This window comes from Synechococcus sp. CC9616 (assembly GCF_000515235.1).
GTDB lineage: Bacteria > Cyanobacteriota > Cyanobacteriia > PCC-6307 > Cyanobiaceae > Parasynechococcus.
In genome coordinates this window covers 968,494-990,978 of record NZ_KI911558.1, presented here as the reverse complement: position 1 = coordinate 990,978, position 22,485 = coordinate 968,494, and the positions used below count along the sequence as shown (strand labels likewise).

Below are 22,485 nucleotides of genomic sequence, written 5' to 3'. Positions count from 1 at the left end.
CAATGGCGGTCGTCCGGGTTCTTAAAGACTCCCAGCGTTACAAGCTGGATGGCAGCGACGATGCGTTTTTCTACAGCGAACCTCGCTTTGTGCATCATCTCGATGCCGGTTTCCGCGAGCGATTAACGGATCTCTACCGACAGCGGATCCCACCGTGCGCCGTGGTTCTTGACCTGATGAGCAGCTGGGTGAGTCATCTGCCGGAGGATGTCGATTATCAGAGCGTCCTGGGCCATGGCCTGAATCAGGAGGAACTGGCCGCCAATCCCCGCCTTGATCGCCACTGGGTGCAGAACCTCAACCAGGATCAACACCTGCCACTCGACGATTCCAGTGTTGATGCGACGTTGATCGTTGCTGGCTGGCAGTACCTGCAGCAGCCGGAAACCGTGGCGTCGGAGCTACTTCGTGTGACGCGTGCGAACGGCACCTTGATTGTGGCGTTCAGCAATCGGATGTTCTTTACCAAAGCTCCTCAGGTGTGGACCGACGGTGATGACCGCGAGCACCTCACCTATGTGGCCCAGGTGCTGATGGCTCAGGGGTGGCCGAAGCCCGAGTTCGTGGCGGAGCAGACGCGTGCTGCAGGGGTCATGGGTCTGCTGGGTAGCAATGGTGATCCCTTCTTTGCTGTTGTGGCACGAAAACCCCTGGGTTGATCAGATCAGATCAGCTCCGGGTGATTGGGATCCCCTTTGAACGGGCCTTCAACCCTGCTGGTGATCCAGCCGCCGTAGAAACCACCTTGCTGGGGCACCACCAACTCGTCGTTCACCCAGCAGCCATCCATTCTCTGTGGATAGAGCGCGAACCATCCGGCCAGATCGCGGAAGCGTTCTGACGGACTGGGGTAGGTCCACACCGCCCGCTCCAGTGTCCTGTCCCCGACAACGACATTGAAATAGCTCGCCACACCTTTCCACTCGCAAAAGGAAGGGCGTCCACTCACCGCTTTCAACATCTCCATGCACATCGCTTCCGCTGGCAGGTAATAGGTGGGCGGATGAAAGGTTTCAAGAACTCGCAGGCTCCTGTTTGTTTCCACCAGGGTCTGTCCAAGAGCAACGACGCGGATGTGCTCATCACTCGGCTCGAGGCGGGGCGGACGCGGGTAGTCCCTGACGCGTTCCGGTGCCATTGGATTCTCTTCTGTGATCGTTCAAAGATGCTGGCAGAAAGAAATGCATTGATGTTCAGGTGCGCAGCCCTGAGGGATCATCAAAGGATTGGAAGCTCTTAATCCAATTCACCCTTTTGGGGGATGGACGTGCGATGCGATTAGGGCATGGTTGAGCCATTCGCATCTTTGTATGACGTTTACATTGCCTGGTGTTTTTCCATGGACATTTCGCATTGTCCTGATCGGTCAGCAGATCGTGCTTGAGGCCACCTCTGATGGTCAGAGGCTCAGCAAGCTTCTGGATCCAGCCTCCAGCCGGATTCGCAGTGGTTACGACCTGATCGAAACACCGCAGTGTGCTCTGATCAATGCCCCGTCTGTGGTCTGACGGATGACGTTCAAGGCTTGCAAGCCCAGACCATGCGATCAGTCATTCTGGGTCCCTCCCGAGGTTTCATGAGTGGCTAACGACGCAGGGTTCGGCCGGTCTGGCAGCGGTTTCGCGAGCGCTGCTTCAGGCGCTGGAAAACGCAGCAACAAGGGCAAACGCAAGACTGGAAAGTCCAACCATCGCCGTGAGCAGTGCCCGATGGGCCGTGATCCTGATCTTGAGGCGATCAAGGCTCGTCAGGCCCTTGGCCTGCAGCTCACCGGGCGTTTGAGCGAACAGCAGGTGAAACATGCCCACAAGCAGCTGGCTGTGAAACACCATCCGGACAAAGGCGGTGATCCTGAAGCGATGACGCGGTTTAATAACGCCCGCGATGCCCTGCTGGAGCCCGAGATGGAGGCCATCGCGGATTGAGTCAGCGTGGTTTGCTGCGTCCGAGGACCAGCCAGCAGATCAAGGCCAGGCCGCTCAGGCTCACCACCGTGTAAATCCAGTCGGCATAGGGGGTCCAGAACATTGCCTCAATCCTCGGCAGCTCAGATCACCCAGTACCCATACCAGTCCGGTGTCTCAGGGCTGGGACGCTCTGCTTTGTCCGGCGTCAGCACCACCTGCCAGGCACCGTTGCCGTCGATGGGCAACAAATCGTCGATCGCCGCATCCGGCTCGAGCGGGTGGAGATCATCTTTGTGAATCTGCTCCATTCCATCCAGCCAGTGCTTTTTTGCTCTGGCTTTCGCGGCCTGGGTTGATCGGGCCACCACAAGCCCGAAGCGGTGTTGCTCCGCCATCTCGCCGGGGCTGTATCCACCGAGATTGACGAACCACAGTTTCATGGTCTGGTCCGCCGATGCCGAGCTGACCCTGCTGATCGACACCTGATATCCGTCAACCGCTCGGACCCTGCGATAGCTGTCGATGTGCAGGCCGCGACGGGTGCCAAACCATTGGCGCTTGAGCTCCGGGATGGTGTCCTCAATGTTGTCGCCAACGACCCAGCGCACGTCATGCAACTCCACATGGCACCCTTTGATCCGCCCCCCCAGAACAACGAGAAACAAGTCCAATTACGTCAGCCATCCGAACAGAACGCCAATCAGCAGTGTGATTCCGATCAGCGGTAGTGGTTGCATCCTGTTGCTGACACTCAGACTCAACGCCGCGCAGAAGAGCGGAACCTGAATCAGAGCTTCTCCGGTCTGCAGGGCGGTGAGCGTTAACGGCAGGGCAGCACCTCCCACTGCTCCAGGAACGCCAGCCGTTAACCCGGAAAGGAAGGTCTGAACCTGGGGCTGCCGTCGCAATCGTTGGAGGATGGGTGTGCCAACCAGGATGAACAGAAAGCTCGGCAGGAAGATCCCGAGCGTTGCAGCAGCTGCACCGAGGAACGCTGTGGACAGCCCAGCCTCTGCCCAGCCGGCTTGATATCCCACAAAGCTGCTGGTCAGCACGACGGGTCCCGGTGAAATCTGACCAATCGCCACCCCATCCAGAAATCCCGAGGGGTCCAGCCAGCCCAGGTCCACCACCTGCTGCTCCAGGAGCGGAATGATCACCAGCCCGCCGCCAAACACCAGCAGCCCGGCTTTGAAAAAAACACTGAACAGGCTGGCCAGCAGGCCGGTCGCTCCGGCACTGGCTCCAGCGGCCAGTCCCAGCGGCAATGGAAGTTGCTGTGACAAGGCCGGCAGGATCAACCCGGCTCCATGGATAGAACCTTTTGTACGCGTGGGGTGATTCGAGATCAAACGACTGAGGCCGGCGAGCAGCAGCAGCAGACCAACCGGCAACGGCACGGCAGCGAACACTTTCAGCAGCATTCCTGCCATCACAAGCCCAGCCGTCGCGATCTGCCAGCGAGCCCTGCGTTTGCTGAGCACTTTCCAGGCAAACGACCAGATGATGGCGGCGATGACCGGTTGCAGGGTCTGCAGGGTCGTGGTGAAGCTTGGGATGTTTTGTCCCCTGCGCCACAGCTCACTCAGTGCCAGCACAGTCAGGAGCCCCGGCAGCAGAAAGCAGGTGCCGCCAACCATGCCGCCGACCCAGCCATGCAGCATCCAGCCGGTGTAGATCGCCATCTGGCTGGATGCCGGCCCTGGAAGGGCTTCACAAAGACCAAGCCCTTCATCGAACTGCTCTCGATCCACCCATCGCCTGTTATCAACAATCTCGTTGCGCAGCAGCGCAATATGCGCCTGGGGCCCTCCGAAACCGAGGGCCCCGATGCGGAGAAAAAGGCCGACAAATGCCGGCCAGGTGCTGATCGCTGAAGAGCTCATGGAGCGTCGTCAGAGATCAGAATGATGGCATCAGCGTTTGTTGACTTAAAAAGTATCAACGACCGACAGGAATGAGAGTGGCTCGCTCTGCCACTCACTGCTGGATTCTTCTGGCAGGCGAGGGGTTGGAAAAACAACATTTTTCTTGCCTTGGTTAACAATATCTCCTTTGCTTAGAGAAACACCTTCGACGATCGCCATCTCCTTCCCTTTGTATTTAAGGATGGTGACGCCATTGTTGGTTGTCACCTTGAGGTTTTTGTAGATTTTCTCTTTGACGACGATTTTGTCGCCTTTCTCATAGTCAGTGATCACGCTGTGACCGGGGTTTCCGTCGTCGAGCTGGAAAAAGAATTTATCCTTTCCAGCGCCACCTGTCAGGATGTTTTTGCCATGATCTCCGGCCAGGTGATCATTGCCGGATCCTCCAATGAGGGTATCGTTTCCGTCATCTCCAGCGATGGCATCATTGCCACCAAGGCCATCGATTTTATTGGCTTTGCTGTTGCCAACAATGAATTCACCCTTGTCTGTCCCTTTACAGGATTTTGATTTGCATTTTTGATCAGGAATGAATTTTTGATGTTCGTCTGGGACGTGTTGCTGCCAGTTGTAACCCATGGTGGTTCGTTTCTTTGGGGAACCTTCTAGCGGTAGCTCTCCCATGGAACAGCTGTCTAGTCGTTTGGACGAAGATCAGCAACTGCGAACGATTTGAATCACTGAGCCGGCTGCGCCACCACCTTTTTCTGAGCATTCCTGTACTTCTCCAGCACGCGGTTAGGGATGGCAGGCTCCTCCGGGTGGTCGATGAGCAGGAAATTGAGCAGAGCAGCTGCTCCCCCGGGGTTGGTGGCCATCGGCACCTGATAGACATCACAGAGGCGACCTAATGCCTCGATATCTGCATGGTGGGGATGGGGGGAGAGAGGATCACGAAAGAAGATCAGGCCTTTGATGTTGTTTTCCGAAATCATCTTGCCAATCGCTTGATCCCCTCCAAGTGGTCCAGATGCCAGTTTCTTGGAGATCATCAGTCCCACTTCCTGATACAACTTGATTCCAGTGGTACCAGTGGCTACGAGATGAAAGCGTTTGAGTTTCTCGGCGTGGGTGCGCGCGAACAGCATCAGGCTCTCTTTCATCTCGTTGTGTGCCACAAGGCCGAGGTAGCTGCGCTGATCGACAAAACTGAGTCCCTGTTTTTCGTGCATCTCCTGGATATGAATGTCTGAGAAATATTGCTTGAATTTTCGCGAAGCTACCGGCGCCGCTTCCACCAGTAATCCGTAATGCTCGATCGTCAGATGTCCAACCACTACTGGTTCCGTGGCCACAACATTGGCGTAGTGGCTGCCTTCATCGGTAAGCATGCTTTTGCCGATGAACTCACCGGCATGGAGCAGATCAAGTTCCACATCGCCAAGCATGCGACGCACCTCTCCAGAAATCAGCAGCATCAGGCTGCAGGCAGGTGTGCCCTCTCGCATCAACGTCTCACCAGCCGGATATTCCTCCACGTTGAGTTGCTCGGCAAATGCAGCGATCTCCTCCTTGGAAAAGTTCTCTGGAAGAACGCTGTTGGCCATCAGAAATTCTGTGAGCTCGTCAGTTCCCATGTCCCTACATCTGTGTCGTTCTCAATGGCAACGTAGTCATGCCTGCAGATGTCTGCCGAGCTCCTGCAGCTCCACGGCTGGAGACCCGTTGTCGACGGAACGCACCAACAGTGGTTTTGTATCAACAGTAACGGCTGTGCGTGTATTAGTAGATAACGGAATTTCATTGATATGGCTTTAATAAATTGAATCAATTTTTTTGAATCAATGCTTAAGAAAGCTGCATGCATTGCTGCTCTTGCGCTGATGGCTGCATGTTCTTCCGAGTCGGTGAGTGACCAAACTGGCAACGACTCTGCAACGCAGGAACAACCTGCTGCTCAATCATCAGGTGTTGAAGATTATGAAGTGAATGAAACTACCATTTCAGGCGAACAGAGAAATGCAGACTTTGTCAACAAACTCGAAGACGAGCAGCTGGCCGGTGATTTGCGTGACGGTGGCTATGTGATTTACGTAAGACATGCCAAAACCGACAAAGACTGGGGCGATCAGGTCAGCCCCGATCTGAATCTCACGGATTGCAGTACTCAGCGACAATTGAGTGCTGATGGTAAAGCAGATGCAAAAATGATCGGTGAGGGAATTAAAACGGCTGGGATCCCAGTTGGTGAGGTGATTTCAAGTGAATATTGTCGTGCATTCAATACTGCCGAATTGGCATTTGGAAAACATACAAAAAATCAAGATCTAAACTTTTTGCCGTGCGTTGAATGTACCCCTGAAGATTACAAAAAATATGCTGACCGGGTTTCTCCACTGCTTTCTGAAACACCGGAGCAGGGCACCAACACGTTCCTTGTTGGTCACGATGATCCCTTCCAGGGCGTGACGATGAGCGTTGAGCCTCCTAATGGGATTTACCCAGAACCAATGGGAGTTGCTTATGTCGTGAAGCCAATGGGTGATGGGAAATTTGAACTCATTGCCAAGATTCTTCCATCCCAATGGCAAGAGCTTGCTGAACTCTGATTTCGGCAATGAATGTTCTATCAGCTGGTCCTCTCTGAGGGTCAGATTTTTATGCGTTTTAGCGGTGTGCTTCGACTGAACGAATCACGTTGGTCGGAGACTAATCAGTGCAGCGGTTTCAATGACACTGCCGTTGCTTGGCCTTTGGCTATGTATTATCAAACAAATGTCATCCTTGATGCGGCGATGAAAGACGATCAACTGGCAGAGCTGAAACGCTTGTACATCGTACTTGATATTGCGAAGCGCAATGGAAATCAGCTGTTTATCGACAATATTGAGCGTGAAATCGCAGCTGTTGAACGTGGTGAGTCCTCACCATTGATTGAAGAGTATCTCACAGAAGAAGAACGTGCTTCAGATCAGCTTCCATGAGCTGATTTCAGCAGGAATGGATGCTTAAAATAAGTTTTAAACTATTGATTAACCTGCTATTCCAGAAGAACTCTTTGGGTTTGAGAGTTGTGAGTTGATAACCAGTCCTTTTAGATCGGATCAATCACAATGTCCACCAGAACAAATGTCGTTCAGTACTCACCTTGTCAAGTTGATCAAAATGCTTACTTCTGCCCCCATTGAAAGCCGAAGCGCTCTCTTGCGGAAGCTTCCATTTCCTTGCGGACCTGTGCCATCGCTTCACGCGCAAAAGCTTTTTCATTCTCTTGCGCCGTAATGATTTGCTTGGTGAGAGCGCGGAGTTTCTCAATATCCTCACAGGCATCGATCTCGCGGAACGCTGCCTCAAGATGGAATCGTTGTTCCACTGATAGATGATGATTTGTCATCAGAAGAAATGGGTATGAAGCCCCAGAACGAGCTGAGGCCTTGAAAAGAGTTGATTGATCAGGCAGCTGAGATGCTGAAAGGTGCTGCGGGATAACTTGTAGGCATGGGATCAGCATTGCCTTCAGCAAGCGCTTTGGCTCTGCGATACATTTCGCTGTTCGTTGCTCCTGTTGCTTCCATAGCTGCTGCGATAACAGCCCAGTTGTGAATTTCAGTTGTCATCTTTTTGAGAATCATTGACACCACTAATCTCGCTACGTTCGGTTCTCGCTGTGATGGAGGTATCCGAACAACAACCGAATGACAGAATATTCGCGTTTTTGCTGGCGGCGTAGTAAAAGAAATTTCCCAAGCGTAGGTTTATCACAAGACTCCCTTGTTGACCACACTCATCTTGGGGTTTCCTGAAACTCAGTGCGCTGTTCCCCACCGGTGAGATAAGAGAAGCCTGACCCCATCATTTGAATGAGAGTCAGTTCCTCACCGGTGAGATCCAACTGTTCAAACTCCCCATGGGTTAAGAGAGGAATCATTCAGTCATAAGCGCCCAAAGGCTAGAGATCTAACCATTGGGTAGAAGAGATCGAGGCCAACGAGACTCTTCATAGTTAACTTTAGCTCCTCTCTGCCGAATAATTTGCTCTAATGATGCAATGGCATTTAACAAATGATTGAATGTCGAGTTCTAGATTGCTTTCGTCCTGATAATTTAGAGCCAGCAGACTTGTTTCTAACACGCTCTTCCATGAGTTCGACTCTTCCGGGGTTTTGAGTGATCAGCATTGATATCTTGTCTGTCTTTTGATCTCTGCAGACATCTTGGATTTACTTTCAGTCAAGCCTCATTCAGTCCTGGTCTCGATAGGCCGATTTAGATTGGCCCTTTCTAATCAGTTCAACCCTCCCTGCGGAATGCTTCGTCTTTCATCCGCTGAACCCGCTCAAGAACTGATTCGTTGCTCATGCGGTTGTTGAGTCGTTCCACGAGTAAAGGGAAGGCCAACGGGCCTGGTCTTGGCGTTTCAGCGTGGAGAAACTCCTGGGCTTTTGCACGCTCGAGGGCCGTCTTTAGCCTCGAGAGTTCGAGCTGCTCGTCCAGAACTTCACGGCGAGCCTGTTCCAGCAGCAGATTGCCGGTCTCATGACGTTCGAACACGTCAAACAACAGTGATGCGCTGATCTGCAGTTGTCCGGTGCTTTTGCTGGATCCTGGAAATCCGCGATTCATCAGTCCTGCAATCTGAGCGATTGCCCTGAACCGTCGCCGCCGTAGTTCGGAGAGGTTGAGGGCTTTCTCTAGATCCTTTTCAAGGTGATCGGCATTCAGCAGTTCGTCGTGATGATCCTCGAGCAGTTCGGCCATTGGGTAGCCCTTTGGAGCCAACAGCTCGAAGCCGTAGTCGTTCACCGAAACGGTGATCGTGCCGCGTTCCAGCTGGGTAAGCCGCGCAGCCCAGAGAAAGCCGATTCCTTCGTGGACGAAACGGCCTTCGAATGGGTAGGCGTAGAGATGGCTACCTTCCCTCGTGGTGCATGTTTCCACCAGCAGTTGATCGGCTCTTGGCAAAACAGACAGATCCTGCTGACGCTCCAGCAACGGTTGAAGAGCCTGCAGCTCCGGGGTGTCGAGTTCACCACGTCCCGCCCGATCCACTTCAGCGCGCAGGTGATGCGTAAGCAGATCGGAGAGGGCCATCTGGCCGCCAGCCCAGGCCGGCACGGTTCGGCTTTTTTTCGTGCTCACTTTCACGTAGGCCGTCATATCCCGTAGCCGTACGAACTCGAGTTGTCGGCCGGAGAAAAAGAACACATCTTTGGGTTTCAGCTGGCCGATGAAGGTTTCCTCCACGTGGCCGAGGACGGCGCCACGCACGAAGCGCACTGTGATCGCTGGCGCTGCCGTGATCGTGCCGATGTTGAGCCGATGCAACCTTGCGATCGCGGACTCTCGAATCCGAAACCGCTTCGACTCGTTATCCCATTCCAGCTTCCTGTAACGGGGGTAGGCCGCCAGACATTCGCCTCCGTCTTTCAAGAAGCGCAAACACCATTGCCATTGTTCATCGCTAAGCCCTTCGAAGGCGGCTGCAGTGCGGATCGTCTGGAGGGTGTTTTCAGGGTTGAATCCTGAACCGCAGGCGAGTCCGGTGAGGTGTTGCAGCAGCACATCCAACGGTGCGATGGGTGGTTTGCGTTGTTCCACCAGACCTTCCTGGAGGCCTCGCCGGACGGCACTCAGTTCCAGGAGTTCCAGGGCATTGGTGGGCATGAACAACACCTGGGACGTGCCACCTGGAAGATGGGCCGAGCGGCCGGCCCGTTGCAGCAGGCGCGCCAGATTCTTTGGGCTGCCGATCTGCACCACCTGCTCCACAGGCTGGAAGTCCACACCAAGATCCAGGGAGCTCGTGCAAACCACCCAGCGGATGTCTCCCGCTTTCACCGAGGCCTCGATCGCTTCCCGTTCACTGCGATCGATGGCGCTGTGGTGCAGTGCCAGGGCACCGTCCATTTCTGGACAGGCAAAACGCAGGCACTGAAACCATCGCTCCGACTGGTTGCGCGTGTTGGTGAACAACAGTGTGCTGATGCCTGGGTTCATCGCTCCAACGAGCTGTTCGTACATGCGCAGCCCCAGGTGACCCGCCCAGGGAAATCCATCGATGGAGTCCGGCAGCAGGCTGCGAATTTCAGTGGCGCGCGCTGGCGCACCGGTGATGATCACCGGCTCGGTGTCCACGCCAAGGGCATGGCGCGCCGCCTGCTCGAGATTGCCGATCGTGGCGCTGATCGCCCAGGTTTGCAGCTGAGGACGTTGTTGCCGCAGCCAGCTGAGGCAGAGCTCTGTCTGACTGCCACGCTTGCTGCCCATCAATTCGTGCCATTCGTCGAGCACCACCGTGTCGAGCGACTCAAACAGGGCTTCGCCCTTGGGATTGCTCAGCAGCAGGGTCAGGGATTCCGGAGTCGTCACCAGGATCTGCGGCGGCGAGCGGAGTTGCTTGCTGCGTTCACTACTGGAGCTGTCGCCATTGCGGGTGCCGACCCGCAATGGCCATTGCATTGCCTGGATCGGCTCCTGGATCGCCAGGGTTAGATCACGGCTGAGGGCGCGCAGGGGGGGGAGGTACAACAGTCGAATTCCTTTCCGCCCGGGTTCATCAGCGAGCATTCGCGCGATCGGGCCCATCACGGCTGCGAGGGTCTTGCCCGAGCCTGTGGGCACCTGGATCAGACCACTGGCTCCCGCCAGGTAGGCCTGCCAGGTGTTTTGTTGGAATGGCAGCGGCGTCCAGCCTTTTTGATCGAACCAGGTCTGGATCGGCTCAAGTGAGATCCGCTCGATCGTCGTTGCTGTAGTTGATTGCTGATCCAGCGCTTGAGCCATCGTTGATGTCGTCAGGACAACAGTCTGGGAGCGAGTTTCCTGTCTGACGGTTTCCAAAGCACGCCGTTGCCAGTATGCGAGAAGTACAGACGTTGTTGCAGTGCCCACTCTCTCCTCCAATCTTGTATCCGATCTCAAGCACCACCTGTTTGATTCACCGGTCGACTTCCGGTCAGAGGTGATTTATTTCCTGATCGTTGATCGTTTTCATGATGGTCACGACGCTGCTGGTGATGTTGAGGGCTCAGAACAAGAGGATTCCAAGGGACTGTTTGATCGATCACGTCAGGACTGGGGAAAGTATTGGGGCGGCAACCTGCAGGGAGTTATTAACAAGATTGATTATCTTAAGGAGCTGGGAGTCACTGCCCTTTGGTTGTCACCTTTGTTTGAGCAAGTGAGTGATCTCCAGTTCAGTCGCGCACCAATGCATGGTTACTGGACGCGTGATTTCAAACGAATCAATCCTCGATTTGTCAAAGTAGGGGAGTCAAATAGTATTGCTGAATCGCCAACGCTGAAGCGTTTGGTGGATGCATGCCATGCTGCTGGGATCAAAGTTGTTCTGGATATTGTCTGTAACCATAGTTCCCCTGAGATTAACGGAAGCAAGGGTGTTGTGCTTGATGATGGTGTGCTTTTGGCCGATTTCAACAATGATCAAAATGCTTTTTATTATCACGAGGGTGAGATCACCGACTGGGAAGATGAGTATCAGCTGATCCACCAGGAAATGATGGGTCTGGCGACGTTCAATGAGAAAAATATTGAATATCGAAAGTATATTAAGTCTGCAGTTCAGAAGTGGTTGGATGCAGGTATTGATGCCTTGAGGGTGGATACACTCAAGCATATGCCGATTTGGTTTTGGCAGGAATTCACGACGGCGATGAAGGCTCACAAGCCTGGTTTGTTCATGTTTGGGGAATATGGATTCAGTAAGCCTTGGGAGCAGCGTTCGGTTGACTATGTAAACAATATCGGGATGTCTATTCTCGATTTTGGTTTATGTGATGGTATCCGCTTCTGCTTCTCCGGACAGGAGCCTGGAGGTTTCCATCAGGTTGAGAGAGTGTTGTTTTACGACCGTGTTTATCACCGAGCCAATGAGTTGGTGACATTTATTGACAACCACGACATGCCGCGGTTCCTGTCGATTGTTCCTGACTCTCGCAAGCTCGATCTTGCCCTTGTCATGTTAATGACGCTCCGAGGTGTTCCTTGTTTGTTCTATGGCACTGAGCAATACCTCAACAACAGCACCAGTGGAGGTCAGGATCCCTATAACCGTCCGATGATGGAGTCTTGGGATACCAACAGTCACTCCTATAAGTTGGTGCAAACTCTGCTCACGCTTCGGAATCAAAATCAGGCTTTGGCCATGGGTGCTCATCACACCGCCTGGATCAATGACGATTTCTTTTTGTATACCAGAAACTTCCGCGATTCCGCCGTCATGGTGATGGTGAACAAGAGTGATCAAGACCATGTTGTTAACGCCGAAAATATTCAGATGCCAAATGGTGATTACACCTGTTTGATTACCGGTTATCCGGTCACGATCGCCGATGGGCGCTTGCAGAGTTACAGCGTTCATGGCAATTCGGCCATGGTGATCAGTGCTGAGGGGGTGCCTGTCCAGGCTCCTCTTGTTGCTGTTTTCCAGATCAATGGATTTGAAACCCAGCCTGGCCAGTCACTCGCCATCATTGGTGACTGTGATGAATTAGGTGATTGGGACCATGCCAAGGCCTATGGCATGGAGTACGTCAATGACAACACCTGGACTGCCACCGTTGGCTTTGATCGGCCTGAGGCGTCTGTGCTCAACTTCAAGTTCATTGTTCTTCAGGCCAATGGAGAACCGATCGTGGAATATCTGATCAATCGCAAGACGGTGCTTCCTCAGAATGGCCGGATCGCAATCAATTGTTTTTGGAATACACCCAACTGATCGATCTTCCCTGGCAGCCGTTGATTGGTTATCGCTGATCAATCAGATTCTGCGCCGCACTGAGGCAGTCAGCTTCCTCGACTGGTTTATCGCGTCTCCAACGCAGAATTCTTGGGAATCGAACAGCCAGACCTGATTTGTGGCGTTTGGAGGGATGAATTCCTTCGAAGCCGATTTCAAAAACCAGCTCCGCCTTCACCGACCTGGCCGGTCCAAAACGCTGCACCGTGTTGCGCCGAATCCAGCGATCCAGCTCCAGGATCTCTGCGTCATTGAGGCCTGAATAGGCCTTGGCGAACGTCACCAGTTGAGGCTCTTCGGCTTCACTCCATAGCCCAAAGGTGTAGTCGGTGAACAGATTGGCGCGACGGCCACTGCCTGCCTGGGCGTACAGCAGAACCGCATCCAGGGTCATCGGCTCCAGCTTGTGCTTCCACCAATGCCCCCGTTTGCGACCGGCGAGGTAGGGGGACTCGACCCGTTTCAACATCAGTCCCTCGGCCCGCCGCAGGCGCGCGCTCTCTCGCTCCTGATCGAGATCTTGCCAGCTGCCCAGTGGCCAACATGGACTCGCCGACAACCGCCACTTTTCCGGGTGATCGATTTGCTTCAGCAGGATGTCGAGCTGTTGTCGACGTTGTCTCAGCGGTTCTGATCGAACGTCCCTGCCCTGGTTCTCCAGCAGGTCGTAGGCAATGAAGCGCGTCGGGCATTCACGCCGCAATGTTGCTCCCACCTGCTTGCGCCCGAGACGTCGTTGCAGCACGTCAAATCCCAGAGGTGCATCCTCCTGTTCGGCCCAGCAGATGATTTCACCGTCGAGCACCGAGCCATCGGGCAGAGCTGCACCAACGTCCACCAGTTCCGGAAAGCTGTCGTTGACGAGTTCCTCCCCCCGACTCCACAGATAGACCCCAGTCCCGCGGTGGATCAGCTGACCACGGATGCCATCCCATTTCCATTCCAGCTGCCAGTGTTCTGGGGGATCCTCACGGAGCCGATCCGGTTCCAGCGGACTGGCCAGAAAAAAGGGATAGGGCGTCCCACTGCTGCGTTGTTCCTGTGCATCGGCGAGGGCGGTGAGACGATGAAATGCATCGGCGGACGGGTCAAAACCTCCCATCAATCGCTGCACGATCAGGCTTTCCTCCAGCTCGAAGGCCTGAGCCACGCTGCGGCTGATCAGTCCGGTGGACACACCGACGCGGAAGCCACCGGTGAGCAGCTTGTTGACGATGAAGTGCAGGTCCTCCGGCAGCCGTTGCCACAGCGCCAGAACCGCATCGGCCTGCTCCTCTCCCTGCAGACTGCTGATGTGGGGCAGAAGTGTGGTCATCCACCAGTGGAGTGGTTGGGTCGTGGCCGTTGTCGGCAGGTCGCACTTGATCGGTGCCAGGCGATCCCTGACCTCCGGCCAGAGCAGGCTGAGTGTTTCAGCGGAATCACCAACCTGGCCGTGACAGTCGGCGATCAACCACTCCGGCAGGCCGGTGCGTTCCTGCAACACCTCCCGCAGGCGGCGTCCCGTGATCAACCGTCGCCGTCGCTTGCCCAGCAGCAAGGTCAGGGCCCAGGCGGCATCTTCAGCTGGGACTGAGCTGAAATGCTCTGCGAGTGCGCTCACCTTGGCGTTGGTTCCCGTCAGCTGGTCCAGCCGGTCGAACAGGGCCTGAAAGGCTTGCATGCACCGTTGCCGAACGACGTCATCCTGACGAGGCGCGCCGTCCTTCCGTTGCCATGGGATACCTGCTCTCGAAGCTGCTGCCGCTCCTGGTTCTTCCCCTCGGCCTCAGCCTCGTCTGTTTGGCGTTGGCTCTGGTGTTCCGCTGGCGCTGGCCGCTGATGGTTGCTGTTGGGCTGCTCTGGGTGTTCAGTACCGGTGCGGTGTCCCAGCTGTTGTGGCGAGGGATCGAGGGCACTCAGATCCGCCGGAGCGCAGCCTCAGCGCCGCGAGCTGATGCCATCGTTGTTCTCAGTGGCGGACGCCATGCAGCGCCTGGCGATGCACGGATCATCGAATGGCACGATCCCGATCGCTTCCTTGCCGGTGTTGATCTTTTCAAGGTTGGCCGTGCCCCCCGCTTGTTGTTCACCGGCGGACAGAGTCCGTTTCATCCAGGCCTTCTACCCGAGGGGACGCTGTATCTCAAAGAAGCCAAAGGTCTGGGGATTCCGGAGTCCGCGATGGCCTCGACAGGTCCTGTTGTGAACACTGCCGAAGAAGCGGTCGCCGTTCGAACCTTGATGCCTCGACCACAGAACCGGGTCTTGCTGGTGACCAGGGTGTTTCACATGAGGCGCGCGCAGCGATTGTTTGAGCGTCAGGGCTTTGAGGTTGTGCCCTTCCCTGTGGATTTCAAAACCAGTGGTCCCTGGTCCGGAGGTGTCTGGCGGAATCCCATGCAGTGGGTTCCGCGCGCGGCCAGCCTTGAAGACAGCTCGGTGGCGTTGCGGGAGTATCTCGGTCGCCTCGTCTACCGCACCTGGTGATCGGCACCAGAGGATCTGTCCAGGCTGTCTGCGGTCAGTCGCTTTCACCCTCGAACAGGGTGTCCAGTGGCTCAGCATCGATGCCCTCCGTCTCACGGAGATAGCGCGCCAGAACGTCGCTCTGGCCGTGGGTGACGTACACCTTTTGTGCTCCGCTCTGCTTCACGGTGCGGATCAGGCCCGGCCAGTCGGCATGATCACTCAGCACGAAACCTCGTTCGTATCCCCGTCGTCTGCGCGCTCCACGCACGGCCATCCAGCCTGAGGCGAAGGCGGTTTGGGGATGCTTGAAACGACGCATCCAACTCGATCGGTGCGCCGATGGAGGTGCCAGCACCAGGCGTCCGGCCAGAGACTCGTTCCGGGGAAGCTCACTGACGGGACGACTCGGCGTCATCGCCACCTCGGCATCGCGGTAGTGGCGGGTGACTGTCTCAACGGCTCCATGGAGCAGGACTTCGTCGTCGACACCGATCGCCTTGAGTTCTGCCAGAAGGCGTTGGGCTTTGCCGAATGCGTAGCAGAACAGCAGTGACGGTCGACTTTGATCTCCTTGCCACCAGTCACGGATCTGCCGAGCCACCTCAGCGCCGCTCTTCCATCGGTAGATCGGCATGCCGAAGGTGGCTTCTGTGATCAGCACATCGCAAGGCACCGGTTCGAAGGGCGCGCAGCTGGGATCGTCATCGCGTTTGTAATCGCCGCTCACCACCCAGACCGTTCCCTCAGCTTCCAGACGGATCTGAGCGGAGCCGAGCACATGGCCGGCACTGTGGAACGACACCCTGCACTGATTCAGCCAGAACGTCTCCCCGTAGGAGACAGGATGCAGCGTGATGTCCTGACCGAGTCGCTGACGCAGGACGCCTTCGCTTGTTGCCACAGCCCAGTACTCACCGCAGCCAGGACGGGCATGGTCGGCATGGGCATGGGTGATGAGTGCCCGCGATACAGGACGCCATGGATCGACCCAGGCGTCGGCTGCCCTGCAGTACAACCCCTCAGCCGTGCGCTCGATCAAGTAGAGAACAATGGATGACCGTCAGTCTGTTGGGTTGAACGTGCTTCTGTTCAGAGCTTGTATCGGCAGGGATTGCTCGGGAAGGCCTGATTGAATTGCAAAACCTCCAGATTGAAGCCTTGCTTGAAATAACTCATCTTGACCGTATTTTGCTGATTGATCCATCTCTTGTAGTTGCCCAGAATCTGATTTCCTGCGGATTGGCTCAGATTTTGTTTGAGCGATTCGAAGCACATGTAATTGGCAACGCCAGCCCCATAGCCGATTGAAAAAACCTCAACCTTTTTCGAGGGGGTATTGATCAGAGTTTTGGGGATCGGCTGTACAACCTGAGCTGCAGCAACGTCGAAGAAAGGAAAAAGAGTGACCAGCAAAAGCCATATCTTGAGATTGTCTGAGGTCATGAACTTTTTGCTGTCGAACTAGCTGAATGTTATCAATTTTTATCCGATTTTGCATCTCTGCGCAATTATTTGCTTTCTGCTCGCTTGTGCTCTTCTAGCCTGTTCCCAGGAGAAATACGATGTTTAGGTTGTTGACGATTCATTGAGACAGTTTTGCCGGCTGATTCGTTTGTGCCTTCATGCTTGTTGTGATGCCTGTTTTGTCAGCAATGTCTTCGACGTTTCGATATCGTCGCTTTCATCACCCATCTCGATGATGTGAACCTCCTTGAGAGTATTCAGATAGGTGAGGACGTGTTGTCTGATTTCCATCAGTTCTGCATAAACGCCCTTGGTTGCTGCGTCATGCCTTAACTCCTGATCAGGCTTGATGACTGACTCCAAGAACAGATCGAGTGCTAATTGATACCGAATGGCTGGTTGTGTCATGACGCATGTGCTTTTGATCCAACCTGCGTTATCTCTGATATTTCGGTGGTTCCATCGACTACATTTCGAATAGCTTCCGATCCATTTTTTGAGCCGTTCAGTAACAACCGCTTAATGTTGTTGATTTGTCGATGTTCGCGCTAGCCTTTTTCCAGCTGTGATAAGCCAATGAAGATGGTTTCAGTCTTGAGTTCGTTGCTCCTTGCAGCTGGCACGGTTCATGCACAGGACAGAAATTGTTGGGCTTATGAGGGTGAATCAGACATCGGTCCTGTTTATATTCAAAAACTTGGTTGTGAAGGCTCCATATGCAGTGTCCTGATGCGTTTTGGAACCGATGAACCAGATCTTTGGCAGGTTAACTGCAAAACCTGGATGAGAACGTCATTCACTGGTGGATGGGAGAAAATCATCCCAAATTCAAATGCTGATTATCGGGCGAAAGATACTTGTAATTGATGTGCGTTTTGATTGAGCTCCCCTTGCGGATCTTGAACTGATTTTAGCAAAAGGTATAATGTTCTTCATTAGAGGAATAGATGGCTGGAAGATAAATTTTTAATTGTTGCTTCTTTTCGCTATACGACCTTAATTACTTTAACTGTTAAGGGCTGGTGAAACGTCGTGACATTCTGTCGTCCACCGGTCTTGCAATCGGCGGGGTGATCGCTGGCAGTGTCTCAAGTCCGAATCCAGCTTCTGCTGAACGCAAATCTGACCCTGCTGGCACAGGCCGTGACATCGTTGACGTGATCGTTGTCGGCGCTGGTGTTTCAGGACTTACGGCAGCGCGCCGCTTAGCTCAAGACGGTCGCCAAGTTCTGGTGCTTGAGGCCCAAGAACGGATCGGCGGGCGCCTCCAGCGAGTCGAGGTCGGGCAAAAAGGGCGCGGGGCCCTTGGTGCCGCGCCCGGATGGGTTGATCTCGGAGGTCAGTGGGCGGGCTTCACCCAAACCAAGACAATTGACTACGCGCGCGAGCTGAAGATTCCCACCTTTCCGGTGCCGGTTGGTGGCAAGGACACGTTCCTCTATGACGGTCGCCTGAGTCGGCACAACCACGCTTGGCCATCGACTCCGTACAACGCCAAAGCGCTGAAGAGCGACTGGCCCGACCTCGACGTACCGAGAGAACAGCGTGATGACGTCGTTGCCACTTGGCAAAAGATCGAGGCCCTGGCGGCAACGATTGACCCCGCCGCGCCATGGACCCATCCAGAAGCGCGAGCTCTCGACACGATGACGATCACCACATGGCTGGAGCGCAATGCCCTCACGCCGATGGCAGCCTGGTGGGTAGATGTCGTTGCGCGCAACTGGGGCGGTAACGGCGCTTTTGAATCGGGCTCAGCGTCAATGCTGCATTTCGCCTGGGCGCAGCGCGTGTCGCCGCAGAGTCAAACTCCCGAAGCGTTGCTGTTCGACGGTGGGGCAGGGCAGTTCCCGTCGCGGCTTGCAGCAGCGTTGCCCCCTGAGGCGATTCGTACGAACGAGCCGGTGTTGTTCATCCAGCACACCAGCTCAGGTGTGACGGTGACCACGCCTAAGGGGACATACCGCGGTCGAGCCGTCATTGTCGCGATGCCGCCGCATCTCACTGGGCGTATTCATTACGACCCGCCGCTGCCGGCGGCCCGTGACCAGCTGACCCAGCGCTCCCCCATGGGGGCCATCATCAAGGCGCTTGTCGTTTACGACTCGCCCTGGTGGCGTGCAAGCAACCTCTCTGGCAACGCCATTGGAAATCTTGACGCCATTGAGCTGGTTGCCGATTCGACCAACCCACGGCCAGGAAGCCCTGGCGTGTTGGCCACCTTTTTGACCGGCGAGGCGGCGACGCGGTATGGCTCTGCTCCTGTGTCTGAGCGTCAAGCTGCCGTGCTGGCTGATCTGGCCACCCTCCTCGGGCCCGAGGCCCGTAGTGGCGTTCTCGAATATCACGAGGGCAACTGGCCTGCCAACCCCTGGGTCGGCGGGGCCTACTCAACCTTTTACACCCCCGGTACTTGGACCCAGTTCGGCAAGCATTTGCGCCAACCGGTGGGTCGCATTTTCTGGGCAGGAACCGAAGTCAGTACTGCGTGGCCTGGTTATATCCACGGTGCCTTGCAGGTGGGTGAGGAGTCTGCAGCCGCCGTCACAGCCGTTTTGTAGTCGTTCATTGCTGCGCCTGCTGTTGTTGTGCCTGCCACAGCTTGAAGGTGTCAGGGTCATTGGCTTGAAGCGCTGAGACGAGTTCATTCAGCAGGAACAGGGCAATACCGGTGTCGAAGGTCATGGGTCAAACGTGACTATCTGAAGTGTTCCCCGCTCTGCTCAGGTAATAAAAATCCCCGCCATCCGCTCGGAATCCGCCTTGTTCATCTGGCAGCCGAAAGTGGTGATCTAGTAACTGCCACGGTTAGAGGAAGCTGCTGGGGCTCCAGGCAGTGGTTTCGTTAACGGTGAAACTGTCATGGGATCAATCTCGGACATTGGCCCGCCCAAGCTCATCGCTGCTCTAGAAGGCTGAGCTGTTGATTGGCGCGATCCACCTTGCGTGCCAGGTCGCGGTGGAGGGCCAAGATGATGTCGATCGCAACTTCCGGCTCCTCGTGCTGAAGCTGTTCGAAGGTGTCGCGGTGTAGCACAAGGCAGGTGCTGTCCTCATCCGCCACGAGGTCGGCGGTGCGGGGCAGGTTGTTGAGGAAGGCAATTTCACCGATGCATACACCTGAGCTGAACGTGGCGAAGCGGATCCGTTTGCTTGTTGTCGAACTCTCGATTCCTGCACTGATAAGGCCCGTCTCCACCAAAAAGAGTTCGGACCCTGCATCACCTTTGCGGCACAGCAGATCGTTGGTGCTGTAGTGGCGTCGCTCCAGCAGCGGCATCAAACGAGTCCTGTTTTGCTCGCCGAGGTCTGCCAACAGGGTGATGGAGTTTTGGGGGAGTCGTTCGGCAACCTGAGTGCAGTGCAATTGCTCCAGGAGGCGGTTCTCGACCGTTTCAAGTGCCCTATCGAGGCTTTCGAACCAGCCCGCGGCTTCGCTTTCCTCCGTTGGCCAGAAATTTTTGAGGTGTTCTCCTCGACATGCCAGACAACAAATTCCTTGCTTCTGCAGATTGCTGAGGGCATCGCGCAGCAATTGGACACTGACTTCCGGTAACGCCAACACCTGAGCCAGGTCGAGCACGACGAACGACTCATTCGTCGTGCTGCCTTCGAGGTGGGCCAGCAGTTCTTCCACGGCTGCAAAGTCAAGAACCCCTTGCACCTGCAGCACCTTGATCCGCTCGCCGTGTTCTTTCAGGAGATCGAAATCGACTTTGCTTCGCCAGCGGCGCGAGTAGCGCTTTTGGCCACTGGTGGAGGAACGAATGACCGTTCCAGCACGATTGGGCTGGTCAAAGAGGTGCAGCTCGAGTCGTTTCGACAGCTCCTCACAAACAGCGATGCCCCGGCAGGAGTTGCCGTAGGTATCCAGGGGCGGTGAGTACACAGCGATGCCAAGGCGCCCTGGCACGACGGCCATCACGCCACCGCCGACACCGCTCTTCGCAGGCATGCCCACGTTGTAGAGCCACTGGCCTGTGTAGTCGTACATGCCGCAGCTGCCCATCACCGCGAGGACATCGGTGTTGCACATGGCATCGAGCCCCACCACGTTCGTGATGGGATTTCGCCCTTGGCAGGCAAGAGTGGCCGCCATGACAGCAAGATCGCGGCAGCTCACAGACACGGCGCACTGTCGGAAATACAGCTCCAGCGCTTGCTCAGGTGAGGATGTGATCACATCAGAGTTGCGCAGCAGGTATCCGATCGCCCGGTTGCGGTGTCCGGTGTCCCGCTCGGAACGGAATACGTCTTCGTCAACAGAGAGGCGTTTGCGTGTGCCAGCCATATCGGAGAGGAAATCCAGCAAAAGCGATTCCGCTCGTTCGGGATCGTGGGCCCAGATCAGGGCAGTGGTGGCAATGGCGCCGGCGTTGATCATCGGGTTACGGGGAATTCCCGTGACCGGATGAAGGCTGATGGCGTTGAAGGCATCGCCAGAGGGCTCAACTCCCACCTTCGCGAGCATGTGATCTGAGGAGAGGAGCTTCAGGGCCAGCCCAAACGCGAATGGTTTGGAGATCGACTGAATCGTGAAGTCCTTCGCTGTATCCCCCACTTCGTAAAGGCGACCATCGGTGGTGGCGATGACAATGCCGAAATCGTCGGGATTGGCCTTGGCTAACTCAGGGATGTAGTCAGCTGGCCGACCTTCGCGAAGATCTCTAAAGCGTGCATAAACATCCTCCAAGATTCGCTGAATTGACGAGGAGTTCACCACGCGATTTCCCATGGATGTGGGGGAGACTGAAAAGGGGCTTGATTGATCTCACTGCTGAAACAGTGGCAGATCTGTCTCTTCTGTTACTGATTTGCTGGCTGCATGTTTCCCATGCCATCCGAGATGGCTGGCCAGACTTCACCAATGCCCCGGTATCGACCCGATCTGAACGATCACCCTGTGAAGGCAGCAGGCGAAGGTTGGCTGGTGAATGCTGATCAGCTCAAGGTTGTTCAGTTCAAACCCGATACTCCAACGGCTCATGCGCAGTGGGTGATCTTGCGGACGTTTCACTGGCGACCACCCGACCACCCAATCCCGCAGACGAGGCGGAGGATGCTGCGCCACAACACCATCGAAGCCTGGGAGACGATGCTCAAGATGGGCTGGGACGCTGTTCACCACCAGTGCGTTAGTCACCCCCCAGCATCAAGATCAAGAATGAACAACATCCTGTTCGTAATTACTTTCCTATCAATTGCTAATCATGCGATATCGATACCGCTTGTTCCGACACCATGCGCTTCATACGCAAGATCATTTCATGGCGTGGTGGATCAATTGAAAAGATTTAATGGAATGGCATTAACCTATCCAGGGCTAGAAGCAGAACGCAATCGATTGAGATTTTATCAACAAATGAAGAAAAGATTAGCGCCTTTAATATCTTGCCTTGCTGATCACAAGAGCGATATCTTAGAATATTACCAAGAAGTTAACGACATGACGGAAACTCAGATCGAGACGTTCCCTAGCAATTAGTTGTTTTGTCTTGAACTTGCGGTCGATGCTATTCTCAACGAAAACAGGTGATCAAGCGGATATGAAATATGGGTTAATGATCACCGCTTCGGCGACTTTATTGTTGATGGGTACGATTTCCAAAGCAGGGATCTGCCAGAGCTACGAGGCGGCGTATAACGTTGATGTCTATATCGGTGAGGGAATGGATTTGCAATCAGCCATACGTGCTGTTGTTGAGGATGAGTACAGTGACGGATCAGAGCAATGCTGGAAATCAATCAAGAAAGAAATCAGACGGATGCCTGAGATTTTCCCGGAAGCCTACAAAGCGATTTACAAAAAAATGCCCCGCTGATTAATTGTGTGAGTAAATATCTGGCTGCTTCATTGCATTAATCAGGTAACCCAACCCACCAGCCTGTCCTTCTCCTCTTCAGACAGAAACGGGGCAAGCCAGTTCAGCAGCAGTTCTTCCACTTCAGGCTTACCAAGGTCCTGCACCCCCCGCCACAAAGCCAACTCTTGAAGGCGTCAGGATCGTTGGCGCGCAGTGCTTAGATGAGTTTATTC

At 55.0% G+C, this 22,485-nt stretch carries 27 protein-coding genes and 1 pseudogene; 12 read left to right on the top strand and 16 right to left on the bottom strand.

Annotated features, from left to right (window positions below; genetic code table 11):
* The first annotated feature begins 2 nt into the window (after window positions 1–2).
* A complete protein-coding gene (locus SYN9616_RS0105680) occupies window positions 3–659 on the top strand; it encodes a methyltransferase domain-containing protein (RefSeq protein WP_028952256.1) in 657 nt (218 codons plus the stop codon).
* 5 nt (window positions 660–664) lie between these two features.
* On the opposite strand, the gene SYN9616_RS0105675 is transcribed toward SYN9616_RS0105680, so the two are convergent.
* A complete protein-coding gene (locus tag SYN9616_RS0105675; RefSeq protein ID WP_028952255.1) occupies window positions 665–1,138 on the bottom strand; it encodes a DUF427 domain-containing protein in 474 nt (157 codons plus the stop codon).
* Window positions 1,139–1,310: 172 nt separating this feature from the next.
* On the opposite strand from SYN9616_RS0105675, the gene SYN9616_RS0105670 reads away from it, so the two are divergent.
* The gene (locus SYN9616_RS0105670; RefSeq protein WP_037990712.1) at window positions 1,311–1,508 is read left to right on the top strand and encodes a hypothetical protein; all 198 of its coding nucleotides are present in this window, start codon (window positions 1,311–1,313) and stop codon (window positions 1,506–1,508) included.
* A gap of 72 nt (window positions 1,509–1,580) precedes the next feature.
* Window positions 1,581–1,925: a DnaJ domain-containing protein gene (locus SYN9616_RS0105665; protein WP_028952253.1), complete on the top strand. Its 345-nt coding sequence runs from the start codon at window positions 1,581–1,583 to the stop codon at window positions 1,923–1,925.
* Window position 1,926: 1 nt separating this feature from the next.
* Here the strand turns inward: SYN9616_RS0105665 and SYN9616_RS0105660 are convergent, their stop codons facing one another.
* Genes SYN9616_RS0105660 through SYN9616_RS16390 form a run of 5 tightly spaced genes read right to left on the bottom strand, consistent with a single transcriptional unit; the run spans window position 1,927 to window position 5,412 of the window.
* Window positions 1,927–2,028 carry a hypothetical protein gene (locus SYN9616_RS0105660; RefSeq protein WP_037990711.1) on the bottom strand — a complete coding sequence of 34 codons (102 nt, stop codon included), beginning with the start codon at window positions 2,026–2,028 and terminating at the stop codon, window positions 1,927–1,929.
* Between the two features lie 19 nt (window positions 2,029–2,047).
* Window positions 2,048–2,578: a DUF1543 domain-containing protein gene (locus SYN9616_RS0105655; RefSeq protein WP_028952251.1), complete on the bottom strand. Its 531-nt coding sequence runs from the start codon at window positions 2,576–2,578 to the stop codon at window positions 2,048–2,050.
* Complete coding sequence (gene chrA / locus SYN9616_RS15285) at window positions 2,579–3,793, bottom strand: chromate efflux transporter (protein ID WP_051410959.1); 1,215 nt, start codon at window positions 3,791–3,793, stop codon at window positions 2,579–2,581.
* 45 nt (window positions 3,794–3,838) lie between these two features.
* Entirely contained in the window at window positions 3,839–4,459 is a 621-nt protein-coding gene (locus SYN9616_RS18150) for a hypothetical protein (RefSeq protein ID WP_051410958.1), read from the bottom strand.
* 53 nt (window positions 4,460–4,512) lie between these two features.
* The gene (locus SYN9616_RS16390) at window positions 4,513–5,412 is read right to left on the bottom strand and encodes a methylglyoxal synthase (RefSeq protein ID WP_071991421.1); all 900 of its coding nucleotides are present in this window, start codon (window positions 5,410–5,412) and stop codon (window positions 4,513–4,515) included.
* A gap of 207 nt (window positions 5,413–5,619) precedes the next feature.
* On the opposite strand from SYN9616_RS16390, the gene SYN9616_RS0105635 reads away from it, so the two are divergent.
* Window positions 5,620–6,384: a histidine phosphatase family protein gene (locus SYN9616_RS0105635; RefSeq protein ID WP_028952249.1), complete on the top strand. Its 765-nt coding sequence runs from the start codon at window positions 5,620–5,622 to the stop codon at window positions 6,382–6,384.
* 12 nt (window positions 6,385–6,396) lie between these two features.
* Window positions 6,397–6,759 carry a hypothetical protein gene (locus SYN9616_RS17885; RefSeq protein WP_232200070.1) on the top strand — a complete coding sequence of 121 codons (363 nt, stop codon included), beginning with the start codon at window positions 6,397–6,399 and terminating at the stop codon, window positions 6,757–6,759.
* 185 nt (window positions 6,760–6,944) lie between these two features.
* On the opposite strand, the gene SYN9616_RS0105625 is transcribed toward SYN9616_RS17885, so the two are convergent.
* The 4 genes from SYN9616_RS0105625 to SYN9616_RS0105610 form a co-directional block, all read right to left on the bottom strand.
* Window positions 6,945–7,169 (bottom strand): hypothetical protein, encoded by a 225-nt coding sequence (locus SYN9616_RS0105625; protein WP_028952247.1) that lies wholly within the window; start codon window positions 7,167–7,169, stop codon window positions 6,945–6,947.
* A 58-nt stretch (window positions 7,170–7,227) separates the two neighbouring features.
* Entirely contained in the window at window positions 7,228–7,413 is a 186-nt protein-coding gene (locus tag SYN9616_RS15270) for a hypothetical protein (protein WP_156918686.1), read from the bottom strand.
* 146 nt (window positions 7,414–7,559) lie between these two features.
* On the bottom strand, window positions 7,560–7,703 hold the full coding sequence (locus tag SYN9616_RS17160; RefSeq protein WP_156918685.1) for a hypothetical protein: 144 nt from the start codon (window positions 7,701–7,703) through the stop codon (window positions 7,560–7,562).
* 362 nt (window positions 7,704–8,065) lie between these two features.
* Entirely contained in the window at window positions 8,066–10,558 is a 2,493-nt protein-coding gene (locus SYN9616_RS0105610; protein ID WP_051410957.1) for a ligase-associated DNA damage response DEXH box helicase, read from the bottom strand.
* Window positions 10,559–10,658: 100 nt separating this feature from the next.
* Between SYN9616_RS0105610 and SYN9616_RS15265 the strand changes: the two genes are divergently transcribed.
* Window positions 10,659–12,512 (top strand): alpha-amylase family glycosyl hydrolase, encoded by a 1,854-nt coding sequence (locus tag SYN9616_RS15265; protein ID WP_084218309.1) that lies wholly within the window; start codon window positions 10,659–10,661, stop codon window positions 12,510–12,512.
* Between the two features lie 28 nt (window positions 12,513–12,540).
* On the opposite strand, the gene SYN9616_RS0105600 is transcribed toward SYN9616_RS15265, so the two are convergent.
* Window positions 12,541–14,196, bottom strand: a complete 1,656-nt coding sequence (locus SYN9616_RS0105600; protein WP_028952245.1) for an ATP-dependent DNA ligase — start codon at window positions 14,194–14,196, stop codon at window positions 12,541–12,543.
* A 53-nt stretch (window positions 14,197–14,249) separates the two neighbouring features.
* Between SYN9616_RS0105600 and SYN9616_RS0105595 the strand changes: the two genes are divergently transcribed.
* Window positions 14,250–15,002 carry a YdcF family protein gene (locus SYN9616_RS0105595; RefSeq protein ID WP_028952244.1) on the top strand — a complete coding sequence of 251 codons (753 nt, stop codon included), beginning with the start codon at window positions 14,250–14,252 and terminating at the stop codon, window positions 15,000–15,002.
* Window positions 15,003–15,036: 34 nt separating this feature from the next.
* On the opposite strand, the gene SYN9616_RS0105590 is transcribed toward SYN9616_RS0105595, so the two are convergent.
* The 3 genes from SYN9616_RS0105590 to SYN9616_RS0105580 all read right to left on the bottom strand — a co-directional run bounded on the left by SYN9616_RS0105590 (window position 15,037) and on the right by SYN9616_RS0105580 (window position 16,856).
* The gene (locus SYN9616_RS0105590) at window positions 15,037–16,023 is read right to left on the bottom strand and encodes a ligase-associated DNA damage response exonuclease (RefSeq protein WP_028952243.1); all 987 of its coding nucleotides are present in this window, start codon (window positions 16,021–16,023) and stop codon (window positions 15,037–15,039) included.
* A gap of 50 nt (window positions 16,024–16,073) precedes the next feature.
* A complete protein-coding gene (locus SYN9616_RS0105585; protein ID WP_028952242.1) occupies window positions 16,074–16,427 on the bottom strand; it encodes a hypothetical protein in 354 nt (117 codons plus the stop codon).
* A 177-nt stretch (window positions 16,428–16,604) separates the two neighbouring features.
* On the bottom strand, window positions 16,605–16,856 hold the full coding sequence (locus SYN9616_RS0105580) for a hypothetical protein (RefSeq protein ID WP_028952241.1): 252 nt from the start codon (window positions 16,854–16,856) through the stop codon (window positions 16,605–16,607).
* Window positions 16,857–17,024: 168 nt separating this feature from the next.
* Here SYN9616_RS0105580 and SYN9616_RS17155 point away from each other — a divergent pair, with 168 nt between their 5' ends.
* Together SYN9616_RS17155 and SYN9616_RS0105575 are read left to right on the top strand one after the other, a co-directional pair.
* Entirely contained in the window at window positions 17,025–17,315 is a 291-nt protein-coding gene (locus tag SYN9616_RS17155) for a hypothetical protein (RefSeq protein WP_156918684.1), read from the top strand.
* Window positions 17,316–17,470: 155 nt separating this feature from the next.
* Window positions 17,471–19,009 carry an FAD-dependent oxidoreductase gene (locus SYN9616_RS0105575; RefSeq protein WP_051410955.1) on the top strand — a complete coding sequence of 513 codons (1,539 nt, stop codon included), beginning with the start codon at window positions 17,471–17,473 and terminating at the stop codon, window positions 19,007–19,009.
* Between the two features lie 335 nt (window positions 19,010–19,344).
* Here the strand turns inward: SYN9616_RS0105575 and glsA are convergent, their stop codons facing one another.
* Window positions 19,345–21,168, bottom strand: a complete 1,824-nt coding sequence (gene glsA / locus SYN9616_RS0105565) for a glutaminase A (RefSeq protein WP_232200067.1) — start codon at window positions 21,166–21,168, stop codon at window positions 19,345–19,347.
* 105 nt (window positions 21,169–21,273) lie between these two features.
* On the opposite strand from glsA, the pseudogene SYN9616_RS17145 reads away from it, so the two are divergent.
* From SYN9616_RS17145 to SYN9616_RS0105550, 3 genes and pseudogenes are all read left to right on the top strand, one after another.
* Window positions 21,274–21,522 (top strand): annotated as a pseudogene (locus SYN9616_RS17145) (hypothetical protein); the annotation flags it as partial.
* A 90-nt stretch (window positions 21,523–21,612) separates the two neighbouring features.
* Entirely contained in the window at window positions 21,613–21,933 is a 321-nt protein-coding gene (locus SYN9616_RS17880) for a hypothetical protein (RefSeq protein WP_232200063.1), read from the top strand.
* A 25-nt stretch (window positions 21,934–21,958) separates the two neighbouring features.
* On the top strand, window positions 21,959–22,270 hold the full coding sequence (locus tag SYN9616_RS0105550) for a hypothetical protein (protein WP_028952237.1): 312 nt from the start codon (window positions 21,959–21,961) through the stop codon (window positions 22,268–22,270).
* Between the two features lie 41 nt (window positions 22,271–22,311).
* On the opposite strand, the gene SYN9616_RS18080 is transcribed toward SYN9616_RS0105550, so the two are convergent.
* Window positions 22,312–22,434, bottom strand: a complete 123-nt coding sequence (locus SYN9616_RS18080; protein ID WP_255326789.1) for a hypothetical protein — start codon at window positions 22,432–22,434, stop codon at window positions 22,312–22,314.
* Window positions 22,435–22,485: the final 51 nt, after the last annotated feature.